The 17,927-nt window shown below is 66.6% G+C and carries 15 protein-coding genes; 12 read left to right on the plus strand and 3 right to left on the minus strand.

The window, feature by feature from the left end:
- Window positions 1–246: 246 nt before the first annotated feature.
- The 3 genes from G7Z99_RS16255 to G7Z99_RS16265 all read right to left on the minus strand — a co-directional run bounded on the left by G7Z99_RS16255 (window position 247) and on the right by G7Z99_RS16265 (window position 3,634).
- Window positions 247–1,458: an MFS transporter gene (locus G7Z99_RS16255; protein WP_181095578.1), complete on the minus strand. Its 1,212-nt coding sequence runs from the start codon at window positions 1,456–1,458 to the stop codon at window positions 247–249.
- Window positions 1,459–1,655: 197 nt separating this feature from the next.
- Window positions 1,656–2,819 carry an alpha/beta hydrolase gene (locus G7Z99_RS16260; protein WP_258197056.1) on the minus strand — a complete coding sequence of 388 codons (1,164 nt, stop codon included), beginning with the start codon at window positions 2,817–2,819 and terminating at the stop codon, window positions 1,656–1,658.
- Between the two features lie 50 nt (window positions 2,820–2,869).
- Entirely contained in the window at window positions 2,870–3,634 is a 765-nt protein-coding gene (locus G7Z99_RS16265) for an SDR family oxidoreductase (RefSeq protein ID WP_181095552.1), read from the minus strand.
- A gap of 206 nt (window positions 3,635–3,840) precedes the next feature.
- On the opposite strand from G7Z99_RS16265, the gene G7Z99_RS16270 reads away from it, so the two are divergent.
- The 12 genes from G7Z99_RS16270 to G7Z99_RS16325 all read left to right on the plus strand — a co-directional run bounded on the left by G7Z99_RS16270 (window position 3,841) and on the right by G7Z99_RS16325 (window position 17,911).
- The gene (locus tag G7Z99_RS16270) at window positions 3,841–4,761 is read left to right on the plus strand and encodes a LysR family transcriptional regulator (RefSeq protein WP_181095554.1); all 921 of its coding nucleotides are present in this window, start codon (window positions 3,841–3,843) and stop codon (window positions 4,759–4,761) included.
- A gap of 267 nt (window positions 4,762–5,028) precedes the next feature.
- On the plus strand, window positions 5,029–6,033 hold the full coding sequence (locus G7Z99_RS16275) for an aspartate-semialdehyde dehydrogenase (protein ID WP_181095556.1): 1,005 nt from the start codon (window positions 5,029–5,031) through the stop codon (window positions 6,031–6,033).
- A gap of 74 nt (window positions 6,034–6,107) precedes the next feature.
- Window positions 6,108–8,783: a FimV/HubP family polar landmark protein gene (locus tag G7Z99_RS16280; protein WP_181095558.1), complete on the plus strand. Its 2,676-nt coding sequence runs from the start codon at window positions 6,108–6,110 to the stop codon at window positions 8,781–8,783.
- A 151-nt stretch (window positions 8,784–8,934) separates the two neighbouring features.
- Entirely contained in the window at window positions 8,935–9,798 is an 864-nt protein-coding gene (gene truA / locus G7Z99_RS16285) for a tRNA pseudouridine(38-40) synthase TruA (protein WP_181095560.1), read from the plus strand.
- Between the two features lie 49 nt (window positions 9,799–9,847).
- A complete protein-coding gene (locus G7Z99_RS16290) occupies window positions 9,848–10,480 on the plus strand; it encodes a phosphoribosylanthranilate isomerase (RefSeq protein ID WP_181095562.1) in 633 nt (210 codons plus the stop codon).
- 225 nt (window positions 10,481–10,705) lie between these two features.
- Window positions 10,706–11,617, plus strand: a complete 912-nt coding sequence (accD, locus tag G7Z99_RS16295; protein WP_181095564.1) for an acetyl-CoA carboxylase, carboxyltransferase subunit beta — start codon at window positions 10,706–10,708, stop codon at window positions 11,615–11,617.
- Window positions 11,617–12,900, plus strand: coding sequence for a bifunctional tetrahydrofolate synthase/dihydrofolate synthase (gene folC / locus G7Z99_RS16300; RefSeq protein WP_181095566.1), 1,284 nt, complete (start codon window positions 11,617–11,619; stop codon window positions 12,898–12,900). The genes accD and folC overlap by 1 nt, the downstream gene beginning before the upstream one ends.
- Window positions 12,901–12,904: 4 nt before the next feature.
- The gene (locus G7Z99_RS16305) at window positions 12,905–13,582 is read left to right on the plus strand and encodes an SPOR domain-containing protein (protein WP_181095568.1); all 678 of its coding nucleotides are present in this window, start codon (window positions 12,905–12,907) and stop codon (window positions 13,580–13,582) included.
- Between the two features lie 230 nt (window positions 13,583–13,812).
- Window positions 13,813–14,367: a CvpA family protein gene (locus tag G7Z99_RS16310; protein ID WP_181095570.1), complete on the plus strand. Its 555-nt coding sequence runs from the start codon at window positions 13,813–13,815 to the stop codon at window positions 14,365–14,367.
- A 41-nt stretch (window positions 14,368–14,408) separates the two neighbouring features.
- Window positions 14,409–15,914, plus strand: coding sequence for an amidophosphoribosyltransferase (purF, locus tag G7Z99_RS16315; protein WP_181095572.1), 1,506 nt, complete (start codon window positions 14,409–14,411; stop codon window positions 15,912–15,914).
- A gap of 15 nt (window positions 15,915–15,929) precedes the next feature.
- Window positions 15,930–17,141 (plus strand): O-succinylhomoserine sulfhydrylase, encoded by a 1,212-nt coding sequence (locus G7Z99_RS16320; RefSeq protein WP_181095574.1) that lies wholly within the window; start codon window positions 15,930–15,932, stop codon window positions 17,139–17,141.
- Window positions 17,138–17,911, plus strand: a complete 774-nt coding sequence (locus tag G7Z99_RS16325; protein WP_181095576.1) for an SDR family oxidoreductase — start codon at window positions 17,138–17,140, stop codon at window positions 17,909–17,911. Before G7Z99_RS16320 ends, G7Z99_RS16325 begins: the two co-directional genes overlap by 4 nt.
- Window positions 17,912–17,927: the final 16 nt, after the last annotated feature.

The raw sequence follows: 17,927 nt of genomic DNA on the forward strand, positions 1-17,927 counted from the left end.
CCTGAAGCGTGAAAAAGCCCGCCCCTGTCCTGCAGGGGCGGGCTTTTTCATGGGCGCTGGCAACCGGTGTGTGCCCGGGCTGTGACACGGCACGGCTTACTCCCTGCGCCAGCGTGGTGATGTGTTGCATGGGCCTGCCAGCCTCATGCCTCAGGCGAACAGAGACCAGTGCCGCCCTGCCTGGGAGTGCCACCTGTGCCGACATCTAAGGTCTCGTCGGCTCTGGGGTTCTCCTTGCCGCGCCGCTCAGGCAGCGCTTTGCTGCGCCTGCGCGCGCGAGGTCTGAAAGCTCAGGAAGGCGCCGGTCAGCAGGACGACCGCGCTCGCCACGAAGGTGCTCTGATAGCCGCTGGCATCGAACAGCAAGCCGCCGACGGTCGAGCCCAGGGCGATGGCGAACTGGATGACGGCCACCATCAGGCCGCCGCCCGCTTCGGCGTCGTGCGGCATGGCCTGGGCGATCCAGCTCCACCAGCCCACGGGCATGGCCGTCGCCATCAGGCCCCACAGGCCCAGCAGCACGGCCACAGGAATGACCCAGCCACCGAGCGGGATCAACGCCACGGCGATCACCGCCATGAGGGCCGGAATGGTGATGAGCGGGCCGTACAGGCCCCGCTTGAGGATCGAGTCGATGACCACGGTGCCGATGAAGCCCGCCACGCCGATCACGAGCAGCAGCAGCGACAGCGTGGATACGCTCACGTGCGTCACCGTTTCGAGGAAGGGGCGCAGGTAGGTGAACAGAGCGAACTGACCCATGAAGAAGGCCCCGCACGCCGCCATGCCGTAGGCAACGGTGCGGCTCTTGAGCGCCTTGAATACGTTCTCAGAGCCCGGAACCCGGGCCTCGTTCTTCATGGGAGGCAAGGCGAACCATTGCCAAACCAGAGTGAGGACCGCCACGGGCACCAACGCAAAGAAGGCGCCGCGCCACCCGATGATGGAGCCCAGATAGCTGCCCAGCGGCGCGGCGATCACCGTCGCCAGCGCGTTGCCGCCATTGAAGATTGCCAGAGCCTTGGGCACGTTACGGGAAGGCACCAGGCGGATTGCCATGGCGGCCGACATGGACCAGAAGCCGCCGATCACGACGCCAATGAGGGCACGGCCAGCCATGTAAGTCACGTAGTTGTGCGCCAGCGCCACGATGGCGCCCGAGACGCCCATCAGGACGGTGAGCACCAACAGCAGCTTCTTGCGGTCCATGGTGCCGGCCAGCGCCGAGATCGACAGGCTGGTCAGGACCGCGAACGCGCCGGAGATCGCGATGCCCTGGCCTGCCATCCCTTCGGTAATCCGCAGGTCGCCGGCGATCGAGGTCAGCAGGCTGACGGGCATGAATTCGGAAGCGACGAGCGCGAAGACGCACAATGACAAGGCAAATACGCCGCTCCAATAGGCGGGGCGATCTTCGGTCGGGGCCTCAGCAGGGGTGTCAGATGTATTAGGTGTCATGGAATGCTTTGTTATGTCCCAGTGCCCATGGATAAATGCCATGCACATCCGTCGGGACGAGCACGGCAAGATGGGGGGTTAATCAGTGTGCCGAAGCCCTTGGATGGGATCGGCTTTGGCAATTGCTGGCGGTGGAAGCCACCTAGGTCCGCGCCGGGCGAATGGCACACCATCCTCCCGGCGACTGCTTCAATCCGTCATGCCGAGCCCAGGTGCTGCGTGAAGTACGCCGTCAACGTGTCGAAGGGAATCTTGTCCATCTGGTCGTACAGATCGACGTGGTCCGCGTTCGGCACGATCAGCAATTGCTTGGGATCAGCAGCCGACTTGACGGCATCCTCCGAGTAGTAACGGGAATGGGCATTTTCGCCCGCCACCAGCAGGACTGGACGCGGAGAGATCATCTCGACATGCGCAAACAGCGGGAAGCTGAAGAACGACATCGGCGTCGTGGCCGTCCACGCCGTGGTCGAGTTAATGCTGCGCGCATGGAAGCCGCGCGGCATTCTGTAGTAATTGAAGAAGGCTCGCAGCACGGGGTCCGGATTGGCGGGCAGGGTTTCAGGCAGCACACGCTGCCCCTTGACGAGGTTGCCGTTCTCGTCGAATGGCATTTCGTGATAGCCCAACGCATACTTGCCGCTTTCCGCATCTGCCCAGCGCTGCTGGCTGATGTAGTCGATGACCTTGTGGCGCTGCTCCGTGGTGTAGCTGTTCTTGTAGCTGCGGCTGATGCTGCGCGACATGTCATACATCGATGTTGTAGCGACTGCCTTGATGCGCGAATCGCTGGTGGCGGCCGTCAGCGCCATGCCAGCAAAGCCGCAGATACCGATAGCACCGATGCGATTGCGATCCACATTCGATTGCAGGCCCAGAAAGTCCACAGCGGCGCTGAAATCTTCGCTGTTGATGTCCGGCGAGGCGACGTGGCGGGGCTCGCCACCGCTTTCTCCAGTGAACGAAGGATCGAATGCCAGGGTGACGAAGCCGCGCTCAGCCATGGTCTGCGCATACAGGCCCGAGGACTGTTCCTTCACTGCGCCAAACGGCCCGCTGACCGCAAGCGCCGGCAGCCTGCCGTTGGCGTTCTTCGGCTGGTACAGATCGCCCGCCAAGGTGATGCCGAAGCGGTTCTTGAGGGTGACCTTCTTGTGCTGAACCTTGTCGCTCTTGGCGAAAGTTTTGTCCCACTTGTCGCTCAGCTCAAGGGGAGATTGCGCGGCAGCCGGACCCGCGGCGATGGCGCCCACACTCAGGGCGGCGATGCCGGTACCGGTCATCTTCAGCACGTTACGGCGGCCAATACCTGCGTTGTCCAGAATGGCGATGTCCCCATCGGTCTCATAGCGGGTGTTCATGGTCAAAATCCTTTGCTGATTGAGCTCGGTGGCCGTGGTTGTGAGAGACCTCAGACGGTCTGCCCGCCATCGACGACGACATTGGCGCCCACGGTGAATCCGGCCTCCTCGGAGCACAAGTACAGCACGGTCGCTGCAATCTCCTCGGGCTTGCCCGGGCGGCCCACCGGCTCGTTGTCCACCACGTTGCGCAGGCCTTCCTCGGTGCCCCCGGTGATGCGGTCCATCATCGGCGTAGCGATGAAACCTGGAGAGACGACGTTCACGCGGATGCCCTTCGCGGCGTAGTCCAGGGCGGCGGCCTTGCTCATGCCGGTCAGGCCCCACTTCGTGGCGCAATAGGCTGCCTGTCCTGCGAAGCCCTTAACGGCTGCGCCGGAGCCCGTGTTGACGATCGCGCCGCCGCCTTGCTTGAGCATCTGGGGAATCTGATGCTTCATGCTAAAGAAGACACCGCTCAGGTTGGTGCTGACCTGGCGCTCCCACTCGGCGCTGGTGATGTCGGCCAGCGCAATGACGCCGTGATCCACGCCAGCGTTGTTGAACGCGAAGTCGAGGCGGTCGAAAGTGTCCACCGTCCTGGCGATGGCGGCCTCCACTTCGGCTTCCTTGGTCACGTCGCAGAGGATGGCGGCTGCGCGGCCGCCTGCCTGATCGATCAAGCGCACCGTTTCCTGGATACTCGCGTCGGTGCGTCCCACCACAGCGACGGCAGCGCCGGCCTTTGCAAAAGCGAGCGCCGTTGCGCGCCCGATGCCGGTGCCTGCGCCGGTGACGAAGGCGACCTTGCCTGTGAAATCGAATTGGATTGCCATGGGAGCTCCTTTGCAGTGTTGGTTAAATGACATGGAAGGAGAGCGCATCAGCTCCTGCATTCGCCTGTGGGTTTCAATGCTTCTCGACGCGGACCTTCGTCGGCATGAAGCAAATTTTCTTGCGTCCCGCGCGTCCTGACTAGCTAATGAATACTTAAAAGGGCTATTAGGTGCACTAATCAAAACTCTATGAGAAACTGAAAAGCATGGTCAGACGCAATCTCAACGATCTCCTCTCATTTGTCACCGTGGCGCGCGAAGGCAGCTTCACGCGTGCGGCCGCGCATCTGGGAGTCACCCAGTCGGCGCTGAGCCAGGCCATCAGCGGTTTGGAGGCCCGGCTGGAGATCCGGCTTCTCACCCGCACCACGCGCAGCGTGTCTCCCACCGCTGCGGGGGAGCGGCTGCTGCACGCCATCGGCCATCGCTTCGACGAGATCGAGGCGGAGCTGGACGAGTTGACGGAGCTGCGCGACAAGCCTGCCGGCACGGTGCGCATCACCTGTGGTGACCATGTGCTCAAGACGACGCTCTTGCCCAAGATTGCGCCCCTGCTACGCAAATATCCGGACGTGAAAGTGGAGTTCGACGTCAACTACGGATTCAGGGACATCGTGGCCGACCGCTTCGACGCGGGCGTGCGTCTGGGCGACACCATCGACAAGGACATGATTGCGGTACCGATCGGTCCCAAGCTGCGCATGGCCGCGGTCGCTGCCCCAGCTTACTGGGCGCAGCATCCGAAACCGAAATCACCGGAAAACCTGACCCAGCACATGTGCATCAACCTGCGCTTTCCCACGCATGGGGCGCTGTACGTCTGGGAGTTCACGCGCAAGGGCAAACAGTTGAATGTGCGCGTTGAGGGTCAGGTCACCCTCAACAGCACCCCGCATATCGTTCAGGCGGCGCTGGAAGGCCTAGGCATCGCCTTTCTGCCCGAAGAGGAGTTCGCCCCGCATATCGAGGAGGGCCGGCTCGTACGTGTGTTGGAGGACTGGTGCACGCCGTTCGAGGGCTACTACCTTTACTACCCCAGCCGGCGGCAGCCATCGCCGGCGTTCTCGCTGGTGGTCGATGCGCTGTGTTCGCGCGAGGCACTCGTCAAGAAGCACAAACGCCGGTAGCGGCGACAACGCCCGGCATAAGGAAAGGAACTGGATGAAAACTCGGAGCATTGCCACCTGTCCACGCGCCAGATCGATGAAGGCCGTATAGACGCCATAGCGAGGCCACGTGCCTCTGCCCGAGCGATAACCTCCATGCCGAGGCCCGGATACACCAGCACGTCACCACACCGATCACCCCACGCCCCAGCCCTCAGGCCAAGAGCCATGGCCTCACCGACGCAATCGGCGTAAAGTGCCGCCCCTCGCTCATCCGGAAGACCTCCCATGCCCCAGACTTTCGACATCGCCGTCATCGGTGCCACCGGCTCGGTGGGTGAAACCCTCGTGCAACTGCTCGAAGAGCTCGATTTCCCGGTCGGCGAACTGCACCTGCTGGCCAGCCTCGAGTCCGCCGGCAGCAGCGTCGCGTTCCGCGGCCGCAACGTACGGGTGCGCGAGGTGGAGGCGTTCGATTTCACCAAGGCCCGGTTGGCCTTCTTCGCCGCAGGCCCTGCGGTCAGCCGCCGCCTGGTCGACAAGGCCCTGGCTGCCCAGTGCACGGTCATCGACCTGTCCGGCGGCCTCGAGCAGGCACCCGTGGTGGTCCCGGAAGTCAACGGCGCGCAGCTTGCACAGATGCCGTGGCCTGCCGTGGTGGCAAGCCCCAGCACAGCGACCATCAGCCTGGCCGTGGCGCTGGCGCCCTTGCGTGCGCTGCTGGACATCGAACGCCTCCAGCTCACGGCCTGCCTGGCGGTCTCCGCCCAAGGCCGCGAAGCCGTCACCGAACTGGCCCGGCAGACCGCCGAGCTGCTCAACGCCCGACCGCTCGAACCACGCTTCTTCGACCGGCAGATGGCGTTCAACCTGCTGGCCCAGGTCGGCCCGAGCGATGACCAGGGCCACGGCGTGCTGGAACGCCGCCTGGTGGACGAGCTGCGCGCCGTGCTGGAGGCGCCGACGCTCAAGGTCGGTGTCACCTGCATCCAGGTCCCGGTGTTCTTCGGCGACAGCTACAGCGTCACCGTGCAAAGCCGTCTCCCGGTCGATCTGGCCGCGGTCAACGCGGCCCTCGACGCCGGCGAGAGCCTCGAGCGCGTGGAAGGGGACGACTACCCGACACCGGTCGGCGATGCAGTGGGCCAGGATGTGGTCTATGTTGGACGAGTACGCCAGGGCATCGACGACGCCGAACAGCTCAACTTCTGGCTGACCACCGACAACCTGCGCAAGGGTGCGGCGCTCAACGCGGTGCAGATAGCGCGCTTGTTGATAAAAGACCAGCTGTAAAAGATACTTGCCAGCACTTATGTCCTTGTTCCATCACGGGCTCGCCGGGACGATTCATCGATAGGGAAGGGGTCATGCTTCGAATCCGCAAGATGGTGCTGGCCATTGCCGCCGCTACCGCGTTGTCCTCTGGCGTGGTCAACGCCCTGGAGCTGGGCGACCTGACGCTCAAGTCCGGCCAGGGCCAGCCCTTGGATGCCGAGATCGAGCTGCGCGACGTGCAGGACCTGACGGCCGCCGACCTCAGGTCGAGCCTGGCAGGGCCCGAGGAGTTCAGCCGGGCCGGGATTCCCATGCCGGCCTACCTCGAAGACCTGACCTTCACCCCGGTGATCGTGCCCAATGGCCGCAGCGTGCTGCGGGTGACGTCGAGCGCCGCGTTGCCGGCCCCGGTGGTCAAGTTCCTCGTGCAGGTCATGTGGCCCCAGGGCCGCCTGCTGCGTGACTACGACGTCGCGCTCGATCGCCCCCAGCCACAGCCCTCGCGTGCCGCGCCAGGCGTTCAGCCTGCCGTGAGCGCTGCCGGCACCTACACCAGCCGGCGTCGTGACACCCTGTGGCAGATCGCTGCGCGTAATGCCCAGGGCGGGTCCGTGCAGCAGACCATGCTGGCGATCCAGGCGCTCAACCCGGGCGCCTTCATCGGCAACAACATCAACCAGCTCAAGGTCGGGCAGGTCCTGCGCCTGCCCGATGCGCAACAGATCCAGAGCATCCCGCAGCGTGACGCCGAAGCCGAGGTCGCCGAGCAGTACGCCGCCTGGCGTGAAGGCCGGCGCCTGGGGCCGCGCGCGCGCCAACTGGACGCCACGCGGCGGACCAGCGCCGGGGCGGCCCCTGCCCAGGTGACCCAGGCCGACAACCTGCGCCTGGTGTCGCCCGAGTCGACGGCCGCCGCCAACGATGCCCGCGCCCTCAACGATCAGCTGGCCGTGGCCCAGGAAAGCCTCGACACCAGCCGGCGCGACAACGAAGAACTCAAGAGCCGCATGGCTGACCTGGAAAGCCAGCTGGACAAGCTGCAGCGGCTGATCGAACTCAAGAACGACCAGCTGGCACGCCTGTCGCAGCAGGCCGGGGTACCGGCGCCGACACCCTCGGCCGCCAATGCCACCGCGCCAGCTGCAGCGTCTGCGCAGCCCGCAGAGGCCCCGGCCCAAGTCCCAGGCGCGACGCCCGTCACGGGCGCTGTGCAGCCCCAGCCCGCTGTGGCCGCAGCGCCTTCCACGGCGAGCGAACCGGTCATCCAGCCTGCCCCGGCAGCCGCCGGCACGCAGCCTGAAGCCACCCCGGGCGAGGCCGCGCCACCCGCACGCGACACGCTCGATACCCTGCTGGGCAACCCTTGGTTGCTCGCGGCCATCGCCGGCTCCCTGTTCCTGGTGCTGTTGCTGCTGATACTGCTCATCCTGCGCAAGCGCAAGGCCCAGCAGGAGGCCGAGAAGCACCTGCGCATGGCGCGTGAGCTGGCCGAAGAACAGAACGATCCCGAACTCGACCTGCCCCCGGGCAGCTTCGATGAACTCGACATGCCGCACACCTTGTCGCCTGCTGCCGTGGCGGCGTCCACGGCCGCTGCCATGCCGGCCGAAGCGGCGCAGTCACGCGAGCAGGCCGACGCGCTGGCGGCCGACCGGGTGCTGATGGAGGCCGAGCTGAAGGTCGCCGACGGTCGCCTGAACGACGCTGCCGAGCTGCTGGAGGCAGGGGTAGCCGCACATCCGTCACGCAACGACCTGCGCCTGAAGCTGATGGAGGTGTACGGCCGACAGGGCGATCGCGACGGCTTCGTCAGCCAGGAGCGGCAACTGCCTGCCACCCACCAGAACCAGACCGAAGTCGATACGCTCAAGCAGCGTTTCCCGGCAATGCTCGGTGTGGTCGCGGCGGGCCTGGGCGCCGCTGCCTTGGCGACCGAGCGCGACGAGCAGTACGTGCAGGCGCTGCTGGACGACGCGCCACGCCCTGCGCCATCGACGCCGGGTGTGGCCCGCGAGCCGGTGACGGCGCCCGTGGTCGAAGACGACCCGTTGGCCGACGTGCCGGACGAGGTGCTGGGCGCGGCCGCCGATCTGCAGGTCAACGCCGATCTGCCGGTGGCCGGCTATGCCGAGCCCCCGGTGCTCGAGCCCGTTGCGGCCAGCGCGTCAGGCGAGGTGCCTTCGGCCGTGGCCGAGCCGCATGACGCCGACGATGACTTCGAGGCCATGCTGGCCCAGGCCCAGGCGCAAGCGGCCGGTGACGCGTTCGACCTGGACGTGGGCACGCCCGATGCCGACGAGCCGTTCCAGGCCGATACCGCCATCGTGGCCGACAGCGTACGCGGCGATCAGCGCCCATCCCCGATCGCCGAACCCGACCTGGGTGACGATTTCGACCTCTCGCTGGCGCTGGACGACGACTCGCCCGCCGCGCGCAACTTCGCCAGTGAGCTGGACGACGTCAACGCCGAGCTGGACAGGCTGTCGGACAGCTTCGACACGCCTGCAACCGGTGCGCCCAGTGTCGCCGCGGCCGCGCCGACACCCGAGCCGGAGCCGGAACCCGAGCCAGAACCCGAGCCGGTCGATGACCTGGACTTCGACTTCTTCTCGGGTGCCGACGAGGTGGCGACCAAGCTCGATCTGGCCCGTGCCTACGTCGACATGGGCGATCCTCAGGGCGCCCGCGACATCCTCGACGAAGTGGTCAAGGATGGCGATGAAGGGCAGCGTCTGGAAGCCCGGGAACTGCTCTCGCGCCTGGCCTGAACGCGGCAGCGGTGCCGACGACGCCCTGCGCGTGCACCGCAGCCCCTGGCCACGACGCTCTTCCGGTCGGGGGTACGTGCCCTGACCGGCCCATTCATGCCCTGGTCTCGTTATACTCCCCGCCTTTCGTGGAACCGACAGGTCTTGCTTCTTGGATATCATCGACACCGTCGCGGCCGAATCAGCGGCCGAAGGCCATTTCCGTATCGCCTTGGGCGTGGAATACAAAGGCGCCCGCTACCGGGGCTGGCAACGTCAGGCCAGTGGCGTGCCGAGCGTCCAGCAGGCGCTGGAGCAGGCGCTGTCCAAGGTGGCCGACTCGCCCATCAGCGTGCTGTGCGCTGGCCGCACCGACGCCGGCGTGCACGCCTGTGGCCAGGTCGTGCACTTCGACACCCAGGCGGTGCGCGACGAGCGCGCCTGGACCCTGGGCACCAACTTCAACCTGCCGCCCGACATCAGCGTGACCTGGGCACGGCAGATGCCGGCCGACTTTCATGCGCGGTTCAAGGCGGTCGCCCGACGCTACCGCTACGTGATCTACAACGACCCGATTCGTCCGGCGCACCTGGCCGAAGAGGTGACCTGGAACCACCGCCCCCTGGACGTCGCGGCCATGGCCGAGGGTGCGGCCTACCTGCTCGGCACCCATGACTTCAGCGCCTTTCGCGCCAGCCAGTGCCAGGCCAAGTCGCCGATCAAGCACATGCACCACCTGCGCGTCACCCGGCATGGCCAGATGATCGTGCTGGACGTGCGTGCCACGGCGTTCCTGCACCACATGGTCCGCAACATCGCCGGCGTGCTCATGACCATCGGCGCGGGCGAGCGGCCCGCGAGCTGGGCACGTGAGGTGCTCGAAAGCCGCAACCGCCGTGAGGGCGGCGTCACCGCCCATCCCCATGGCCTCTACCTGGTGCAGGTGGAGTATCCCGACGCGTTCCAGCTGCCCCAGCGTTACATCGGGCCGCACTTTCTGACCGGCTACGAGGCCTTGTCGGCTGACGTTGGATGAGGCTTTTGCTAACATCCGGTGCTTTATCCGCTGACGGGGTACCTCGTTCGTGACTATCGTTCGCAGCAAAATCTGCGGTATCACCCGTGTCGAGGATGCCCTGGCCGCCGTCGAGGCGGGCGCCGATGCCATCGGCCTGGTGTTCTACGCCAAGAGCCCGCGTGCCGTAAGCGTGGCCCAGGCGCGTGAGATCCTCGCGGCATTGCCGCCCTTCGTCACCAGCGTCGGCCTGTTCGTCGACGCGTCGCGTTGCGAGCTGCAGGACATCCTCGACGCCGTGCCGCTGGACCTTCTGCAGTTTCACGGCAACGAGACGCCTGAGGCCTGCTCCGGGCACCACCGGCCATGGATCAAGGCGCTGAGGGTGCGCCCCGGCGACGACCTCGAGGCGGCCTGCCAGCAGTACGCCGGGGCCCGCGGGCTGTTGCTCGACGCGTATGTGCCCGGCGTGCCCGGCGGCACGGGCGAGACCTTCGACTGGTCGCTGATCCCCGCACGGCTGAGCAAGCCGGTGATTCTGGCCGGGGGGCTGAGCGCCGACAATGTCGGCCAGGCCATCGCCCAGGTGCGTCCCTATGGCGTGGACGTCAGTGGCGGGGTGGAGCTGCGCAAGGGCATCAAGGATGCCGCCCGGATCCAGGCCTTCATGGCCGCGGTGCAGGCGGCTTCGGCGACGATGTGACGGCACGTCGGGCGGCATCGTCCATAGCTATCGCTGCCACGGTCACGACCGGGCAGGCCTGGCGCCAGCGGCGCCGACAGAACATGGGGTGAGAGACGGTCGACGGGCGAAGCACGGCATGCCGATTCGCCGGACCGGTTCGCAGCCGTTTCGAACAGATGATGAGTTCAAGGGCAGGGCGCGTGTGACCGATGTCATCCGCCTGCCAAGACTGGAGATGAAAGCATGAGCAACTGGTTGGTAGACAAACTGATCCCATCGATCATGCGTTCCGAGGTGAAGAAGAGTTCGGTGCCCGAAGGGCTGTGGCACAAGTGCCCGTCCTGCGAGGCGGTGCTGTACCGTCCCGAGCTCGAGAAGACCCTGGACGTTTGCCCCAAGTGCAACCACCACATGCGTATCGGCGCGCGTGCGCGCATCGACATCTTCCTCGATGCCGAAGGCCGTGCCGAGCTGGGCGCCGACCTGGAGCCGGTCGACCGCCTCAAGTTCCGTGACGGCAAGAAGTACAAGGACCGCCTGAGCGCTGCGCAGAAGCAGACCGGCGAGAAGGACGCGCTGATCTCCATGAGCGGGACCCTGCTGGGCATGCCGATCGTGGTCAGCGCCTTCGAATTCTCGTTCATGGGCGGCTCCATGGGCGCCGTGGTCGGCGAGCGCTTCGTGCGCGCGGCCAACCATGCCCTGGAGCACCGCTGCCCGATGGTCTGCTTCGCCGCCTCCGGTGGCGCGCGCATGCAGGAAGCGCTGATCTCGCTGATGCAGATGGCCAAGACCTCCGCAGTGCTGGCGCGCCTGCGCGAAGAGGGCATCCCCTTCATCTCGGTCCTGACCGACCCGGTCTACGGGGGCGTGTCGGCCAGCCTGGCGATGCTGGGCGACGTGATCGTCGGCGAGCCCAAGGCCCTGATCGGCTTCGCCGGCCCGCGCGTGATCGAGCAGACCGTGCGCGAGAAGCTGCCTGAAGGCTTCCAGCGCAGCGAGTTCCTGCTGGACCACGGCGCCATCGACCTGATCATTTCGCGCAACGAGCTGCGTCCACGCCTGGCGCGCCTGCTGGCCCAGATGACCGGCCAGCCAACGCCGACCCTGATGTCCGAGGCGCCGGTGGCGATCGACGAGCCCGTCGTCGCCTGATGAGCGCGCGCAGCCTGGGCGAGTGGCTCGCCTACCTCGAACAGTTGCACCCGTCGGCCATCAACATGGGCCTGGAGCGTTCCCGGCAGGTGCTCGAGCGGCTCGCGCTGGGTGCGCTGGCGCCGCGTGTCGTGACCGTGACCGGCACCAATGGCAAGGGCTCCACCTGCGCCTTCGTCGCCGCGTTGCTCAAGGCCCAGGGGCTGCGGGTGGGGGTCTACGCCTCGCCGCACCTGCTGCGCTACAACGAGCGCGTCCAGATCGACGGGCAGGAGGTCGATGACCAGGCGCTGTGCGAGGCGTTCTGCGCCGTCGAAGCCGCCCGTGGCGACGTGTCGCTCACCTACTTCGAGATGGGCACCCTGGCGGCGTTCTGGCTGTTCCGCCAGGCCGCACTGGATGCCGTCGTGCTCGAGGTGGGCCTGGGCGGGCGGCTCGACGCCGTCAACCTGGTGGATGCCGACCTGGCGCTGGTCACCAGCATCGGCGTAGATCATGCCGAATACCTGGGCGACACGCGCGAGTCCGTCGCCTTCGAGAAGGCCGGGATCTTCCGACCAGGCACCCCGGCCCTGTGCGGCGATCCGCACCCGCCGCAGCCCTTGCTCGACAAGGCCGCCGAGCTGGGTTGCCCGCTGTACGTGCGCGGGCGTGACTTCGACCTGCAGGACGCAGGTGATCGCTGGTGCTGGCAAGGGCGGATGGCCGACGGCAGCCCGATGACCCTCGAGCTGCCGGCGCTCGATCTCCCCCTCGAGAACGCCGCCCTGGCGCTTCAGGCTTACCTGCTGTGCGGCCTGCCATGCGACCCCGAGCACCTGCGTCAGGCGTTGCTCGCCACCCGTGTCACCGGGCGGCTGGATCGCCGTTCCGTGCTGTGGCAAGGCAAGCACCTGCGGCTGCTGCTCGACGTCGGTCACAACCCTCATGCCGCCCAGTACCTGGCGCGGCGCCTCGCCGCCCGGCCGCCTCGGGGGCGACGGCTGGCGGTGTTCGGGCTGTTGTCCGACAAAGACCTCGACGGCGTGATCGCGCCGTTGGCCGACGTGGTCGACGACTGGGCGGTGGCACCGCTGCAATCGCCGCGCAGTCGTCCGGCGAGCGAGCTGCACGACGCCCTGAAGAACCTTGGCGCCACGGTGAAGTCTCATGAGGGCGTCGACGCTGCGCTGGACGCGCAGTGCACGCAGGCGACGGAGGACGATGAGATCCTTCTGTTCGGTTCGTTTTTCTGTGTCGCCCAGGCCCTTGCATGGCTGGAGCGACAAGGCGTAAGGGGCTAGGGTGATGGCAGGGCTGGACAAGGGCGTGAAGCAGCGTATCGTCGGGGCGCTGGTGCTGGTGGCATTGGCGGTGATCTTCCTGCCGATGCTGTTCACGCGCCAGGACGAGGTGCGTGAAGTCCAGGTCGAGGCGCCTCAGGCGCCGGCCAGGCCCGAACTGGCGCAGGTGCAGGTCGAGCCGGTCGCGGTGCCCGAGCCCCAGGCATCGTCGCAGACACCGACGGCCAGCGCGGCGCCACCGGTGGTGGTCAACGAGTCCACCGCGCCCCTGACCGCCCCGCGTCAGCCCATCACGCCGTCCCACGACGCAGCCGCCAAGGCGCCTGCCAAGGCACCGGCGCCGGTGACCCGGTCTGAAGCACCCGCGACCGCCCAGGCGCCATCCCCGGCACCGGCGGCTGCCCAGGCGCCGAGCACCGGCAACAAGGTCGACGGCAGTGGCCTGCCGGTCAGCTGGTCGATCCAGGTGGCCAGCCTGTCCAATCGGGCGGGTGCGGACAACCTGCAGAAGACCTTGCGCAGCCAGGGCTACAATGCCTACATCCGCACCGCTGGCGGGCTCAACCGGGTCTTCGTCGGGCCGTTGATCGAACGCAGCGAGGCCGAGCGGGTGCGTGACGTGATCAACCGTCAGCAGAAGATCAAGGGCATCGTCGTGCGTTTCGAGCCAGAGCGCGGGTAACGCTGCACGTTCATCCGACCAAGGCCCGACAGGGCCGAGGTCGCGGCGGCTACCGTGTCCTGCCTCGGCCGCACCCCGATCTGCCAAGACCGTCACATCCCCTGTGGGTGTCATGCTGCACGCCTGCGGGAACTCATCGGCCGCCAGCCTGTCCGCGGTCTGACATTCCGCTTACCCCATCCCCGTCCCTCTGCTAAAATGCGCCCCCTAATAGGTCTGCAGGCAGCACCGTGGCATTTACCTGGGTCGATTGGGCGATCATCGCGATCATCGCCGTTTCCTCGTTGATCAGTCTCAACCGTGGCTTCGTCAAGGAGGCCCTCTCGCTGGTCACCTGGGTGGTCGCCGGCGCGGTCGCCTGGCTGTTCGGCGGATCGCTGTCGCAGTACCTGGAGCCATACATCCAGACGCCATCGGCACGGGTCATCGCAGGCTGTACCATTCTGTTCGTCGCCACGCTGATCGTGGGGGCGATGATCAATTTCATCGTGAGCGAGCTGATCCGCGTGACCGGGCTGTCCGGCACCGATCGCTTCCTCGGCATGGTCTTCGGCGCAGCGCGTGGCGGCCTGCTGGTGGTCGTGGCCGTCGGGCTGTTGAGCCTCGGGCCGGTCCAGCAGGATCCCTGGTGGCAGCAGTCCCGTCTGCTGCCGCAGTTCGTGCTGGTCGCCGACTGGTCGAAGAATCTCGTGCTGGGCTTTGCCAGCCAGTGGATGTCCGGTGGGGTCGGTCCCTCGACCGATCTCCCTTTCAAGGAGCAGCTGCTCGGGCCGAACCGGTCGTGAGCGGACTCAGTCAGGTTTCATCAAAGTAGGGGTTGCGTCGCATGTGTGGCATCGTCGGTATCGTCGGTAAGTCGAACGTCAATCAGGCGCTGTATGACGCGCTAACCGTCCTTCAGCATCGCGGCCAGGACGCTGCCGGCATCGTGACCAGCCATGATGGCCGGCTGTTCCTGCGCAAGGACAACGGTCTGGTGCGCGATGTCTTCCAGCAGCGCCACATGCAGCGCCTGGTCGGGCACATGGGCATCGGTCACGTGCGCTACCCGACGGCGGGCAGCTCGACCTCGGCCGAGGCCCAGCCGTTCTACGTCAACTCGCCCTACGGCATCACCCTGGCGCACAACGGCAACCTGACCAACGTCGAGCAGCTGGCCAAGGAGATCTACGAATCGGACCTGCGTCACGTCAACACCAACTCCGATTCCGAAGTCCTGCTCAACGTGTTCGCCCACGAGCTGGCCGTGCGCGGCAAGCTGCAGCCGACCGAAGAAGACGTGTTCGCGGCCGTGTCGCACGTGCACAGCCGTTGCGTCGGCGGTTATGCGGTGGTGGCGATGATCACCGGCTACGGCATCGTCGGCTTCCGTGACCCCCATGCCATTCGCCCGATCGTCTTCGGTCAGCGTCATACCGACGAAGGCGTGGAGTACATGATCGCCTCGGAAAGCGTGGCCCTGGACGTGCTCGGCTTCACCCTGATCCGCGACCTGGCGCCGGGCGAAGCGGTCTACATCACCGAGGACGGCCAGCTGCACACCCGTCAGTGCGCCACCGCGTCGACGCTCTCGCCGTGCATCTTCGAGCACGTCTACCTGGCGCGCCCGGACTCGATCATCGACGGCGTGTCGGTGTACAAGGCGCGGCTGCGCATGGGCGAGAAGCTGGCCGACAAGATCCAGCGCGAGCGCCCCGACCATGGCATCGACGTGGTCATCCCGATCCCTGACACCAGCCGCACGGCGGCGCTCCAGCTGGCCAACCACCTGGGCGTCAAGTTCCGCGAGGGCTTCGTCAAGAACCGCTACATCGGCCGGACCTTCATCATGCCTGGCCAGGCTGCCCGCAAGAAGTCGGTGCGCCAGAAGCTCAACGCCATCGAACTGGAGTTCCGCGGCAAGAACGTGATGCTGGTGGACGACTCGATCGTGCGCGGTACCACCTGCAAGCAGATCATCCAGATGGCCCGCGAGGCCGGCGCCAAGAACGTCTACTTCTGTTCTGCCGCCCCCGCCGTGCGTTACCCCAACGTCTACGGCATCGACATGCCGAGTGCCCATGAACTGATCGCCCACAACCGCACCACCGAACAGGTGGCCGAGTTGATCGGCGCCGATTGGCTGGTCTACCAGGACCTGCCCGATCTGGTGGAATCGGTCGGTGGGGGCAAGATCAAGATCGAGCAGTTCGATTGCGCGGTGTTCGACGGCCACTACGTGACCGGCGACGTCGACGAGGCCTACCTCGACCGCATCGAGCAGTCGCGCAACGACACCGCCAAGGTCAAGCATCAGGCGGTCAGCGCGATCATCGACCTGTACAACAACTGATTCTGGGAGCAGGGCATGTCGGATCAATGGGAGGCCGGACGGCTGGACAGCGACCTCGAGGGTGTCGGTTTCGACACCCTGGCGGTACGCGCCGGTCAGCACCGCACGCCAGAAGGGGAGCACAGCGAGGCGGTGTTCTTCACCTCCAGCTACGTCTTCCGCACGGCGGCCGATGCCGCGGCGCGGTTCGCGGGCGAGGTGCCGGGTAACGTCTACTCACGCTATACCAACCCGACGGTCAGGGCGTTCGAGGAGCGCCTGGCCGCCCTCGAAGGCGCCGAACAGGCCGTCGGCACGTCGACCGGCATGGCGGCGATTCTGGCCACGGTGATGGCGCTATGCAGTGCGGGTGACCATGTGCTGGTTTCGCAGAGCGTGTTCGGCTCGACCATCAGCCTGTTCGAGAAGTACTTCAAGCGCTTCGGGGTCCAGGTGGACTACGTCCCGCTGGCCGACCTGGAAGGCTGGCAGCAGGCGCTCAAGCCCAACACCCGGTTGCTGTTCGTCGAATCGCCCTCCAACCCCCTGGCCGAGCTGGTCGATATCGCCGGGTTGGCCGCCATCGCACAGGCGCATGGTGCGCTGCTGGCGGTGGACAACTGCTTCAGCACGCCGGCCTTGCAGCAGCCGCTCGCCCTGGGTGCGGACATCGTCATCCATTCGGCGACCAAGTTCATCGACGGTCAAGGCCGTTGCATGGGCGGGGCCGTCGCCGGGCGTGCCGAGCTGATGAAGGAGGTGGTCGGCTTCCTGCGTACCGCAGGGCCGACCTTGAGCCCGTTCAACGCCTGGGTGTTCCTCAAGGGGTTGGAGACGCTCAAGCTGCGCATGCGCGCGCACTGCCAGAGTGCCCAGGCGCTGGCCGAATGGTTGACGCAACAGGACGGGATCGAGCGGGTGCACTATGCCGGCCTGCCGAGCCACCCCCAGCACGCGCTGGCCAAACGCCAGATGAGCGGTTTCGGGGCGGTGGTGAGTTTCGAGGTCGCCGGTGGCAAAGAGGGCGCCTGGCGCTTCATCGATGCGACGCGGCTGGTGTCGATCACCACCAACCTGGGCGACAGCAAGACCACCATCGCACACCCGGCCACCACCTCTCACGGGCGCCTGACGCCCCACGAGCGTGAAGCGGCGGGTATTCGCGACAGCCTGATCCGCGTGGCGGTAGGGCTCGAAGACGTGGCCGACCTGCAGGCCGACCTGGCACGAGGTCTGGCCGCACTGTGATCGACTGGAAAGGCGGCGAGGTTAGCCACAATGGCCGCGTGGCCCTGGTCACCGGTGCCGCGCGCGGCATCGGCCTGGGCATTGCGGCCTGGCTGATCTGCGAAGGCTGGCAAGTGGTCCTGAGCGACCTGGACCGCAAGCGTGGCGCCAAGGTGGCCAAGGCCCTGGGCGACAATGCCTGGTTCGTCTCCATGGACGTCGCCGACGAAAAGGACGTGGTGACCGGCGTGGCCCAGGTGCTGGGCCAGTTCGGCCGCCTGGACGCCCTGGTGTGCAACGCGGCCGTCGCCGACCCGCACAGTGGCACGCTCGAGAGCCTGAGCCTGTCGCAGTGGAACCGGGTGCTGGCGGTCAACCTGAGCGGGCCCATGCTGCTGGCCAAGCACTGTGCGCCTTACCTGCGCGCCCACGGTGGCGCCATCGTCAACCTTGCCTCGACCCGCGCCCACCAGTCCGAGCCCGACACCGAGGCCTATGCCGCGAGCAAGGGCGGTCTGGTGGCGTTGACCCACTCGCTGGCCATCAGCCTGGGGCCGGAGATTCGCGTCAATGCCGTCAGCCCCGGCTGGATCGACGCGCGCGACCCCGCCCAGCGCCGCACCGAGCCGTTGGGCAGCGGTGACCATGGCCAGCATCCGGTTGGGCGCGTGGGCACCGTCGAGGACGTGGCCGCCCTGGTCGCCTGGTTGCTGTCCAGCCAGGCTGCGTTCGTGACGGGGCAGGAGTATGTGGTCGATGGCGGCATGACACGGAAGATGATCTACGTCTGACGGGTGGGCGGGGCAG

Origin of the sequence: Pseudomonas entomophila, assembly GCF_013523165.1 — a bacterium.
In the GTDB taxonomy this organism is placed as follows: domain Bacteria; phylum Pseudomonadota; class Gammaproteobacteria; order Pseudomonadales; family Pseudomonadaceae; genus Aquipseudomonas; species Aquipseudomonas entomophila_A.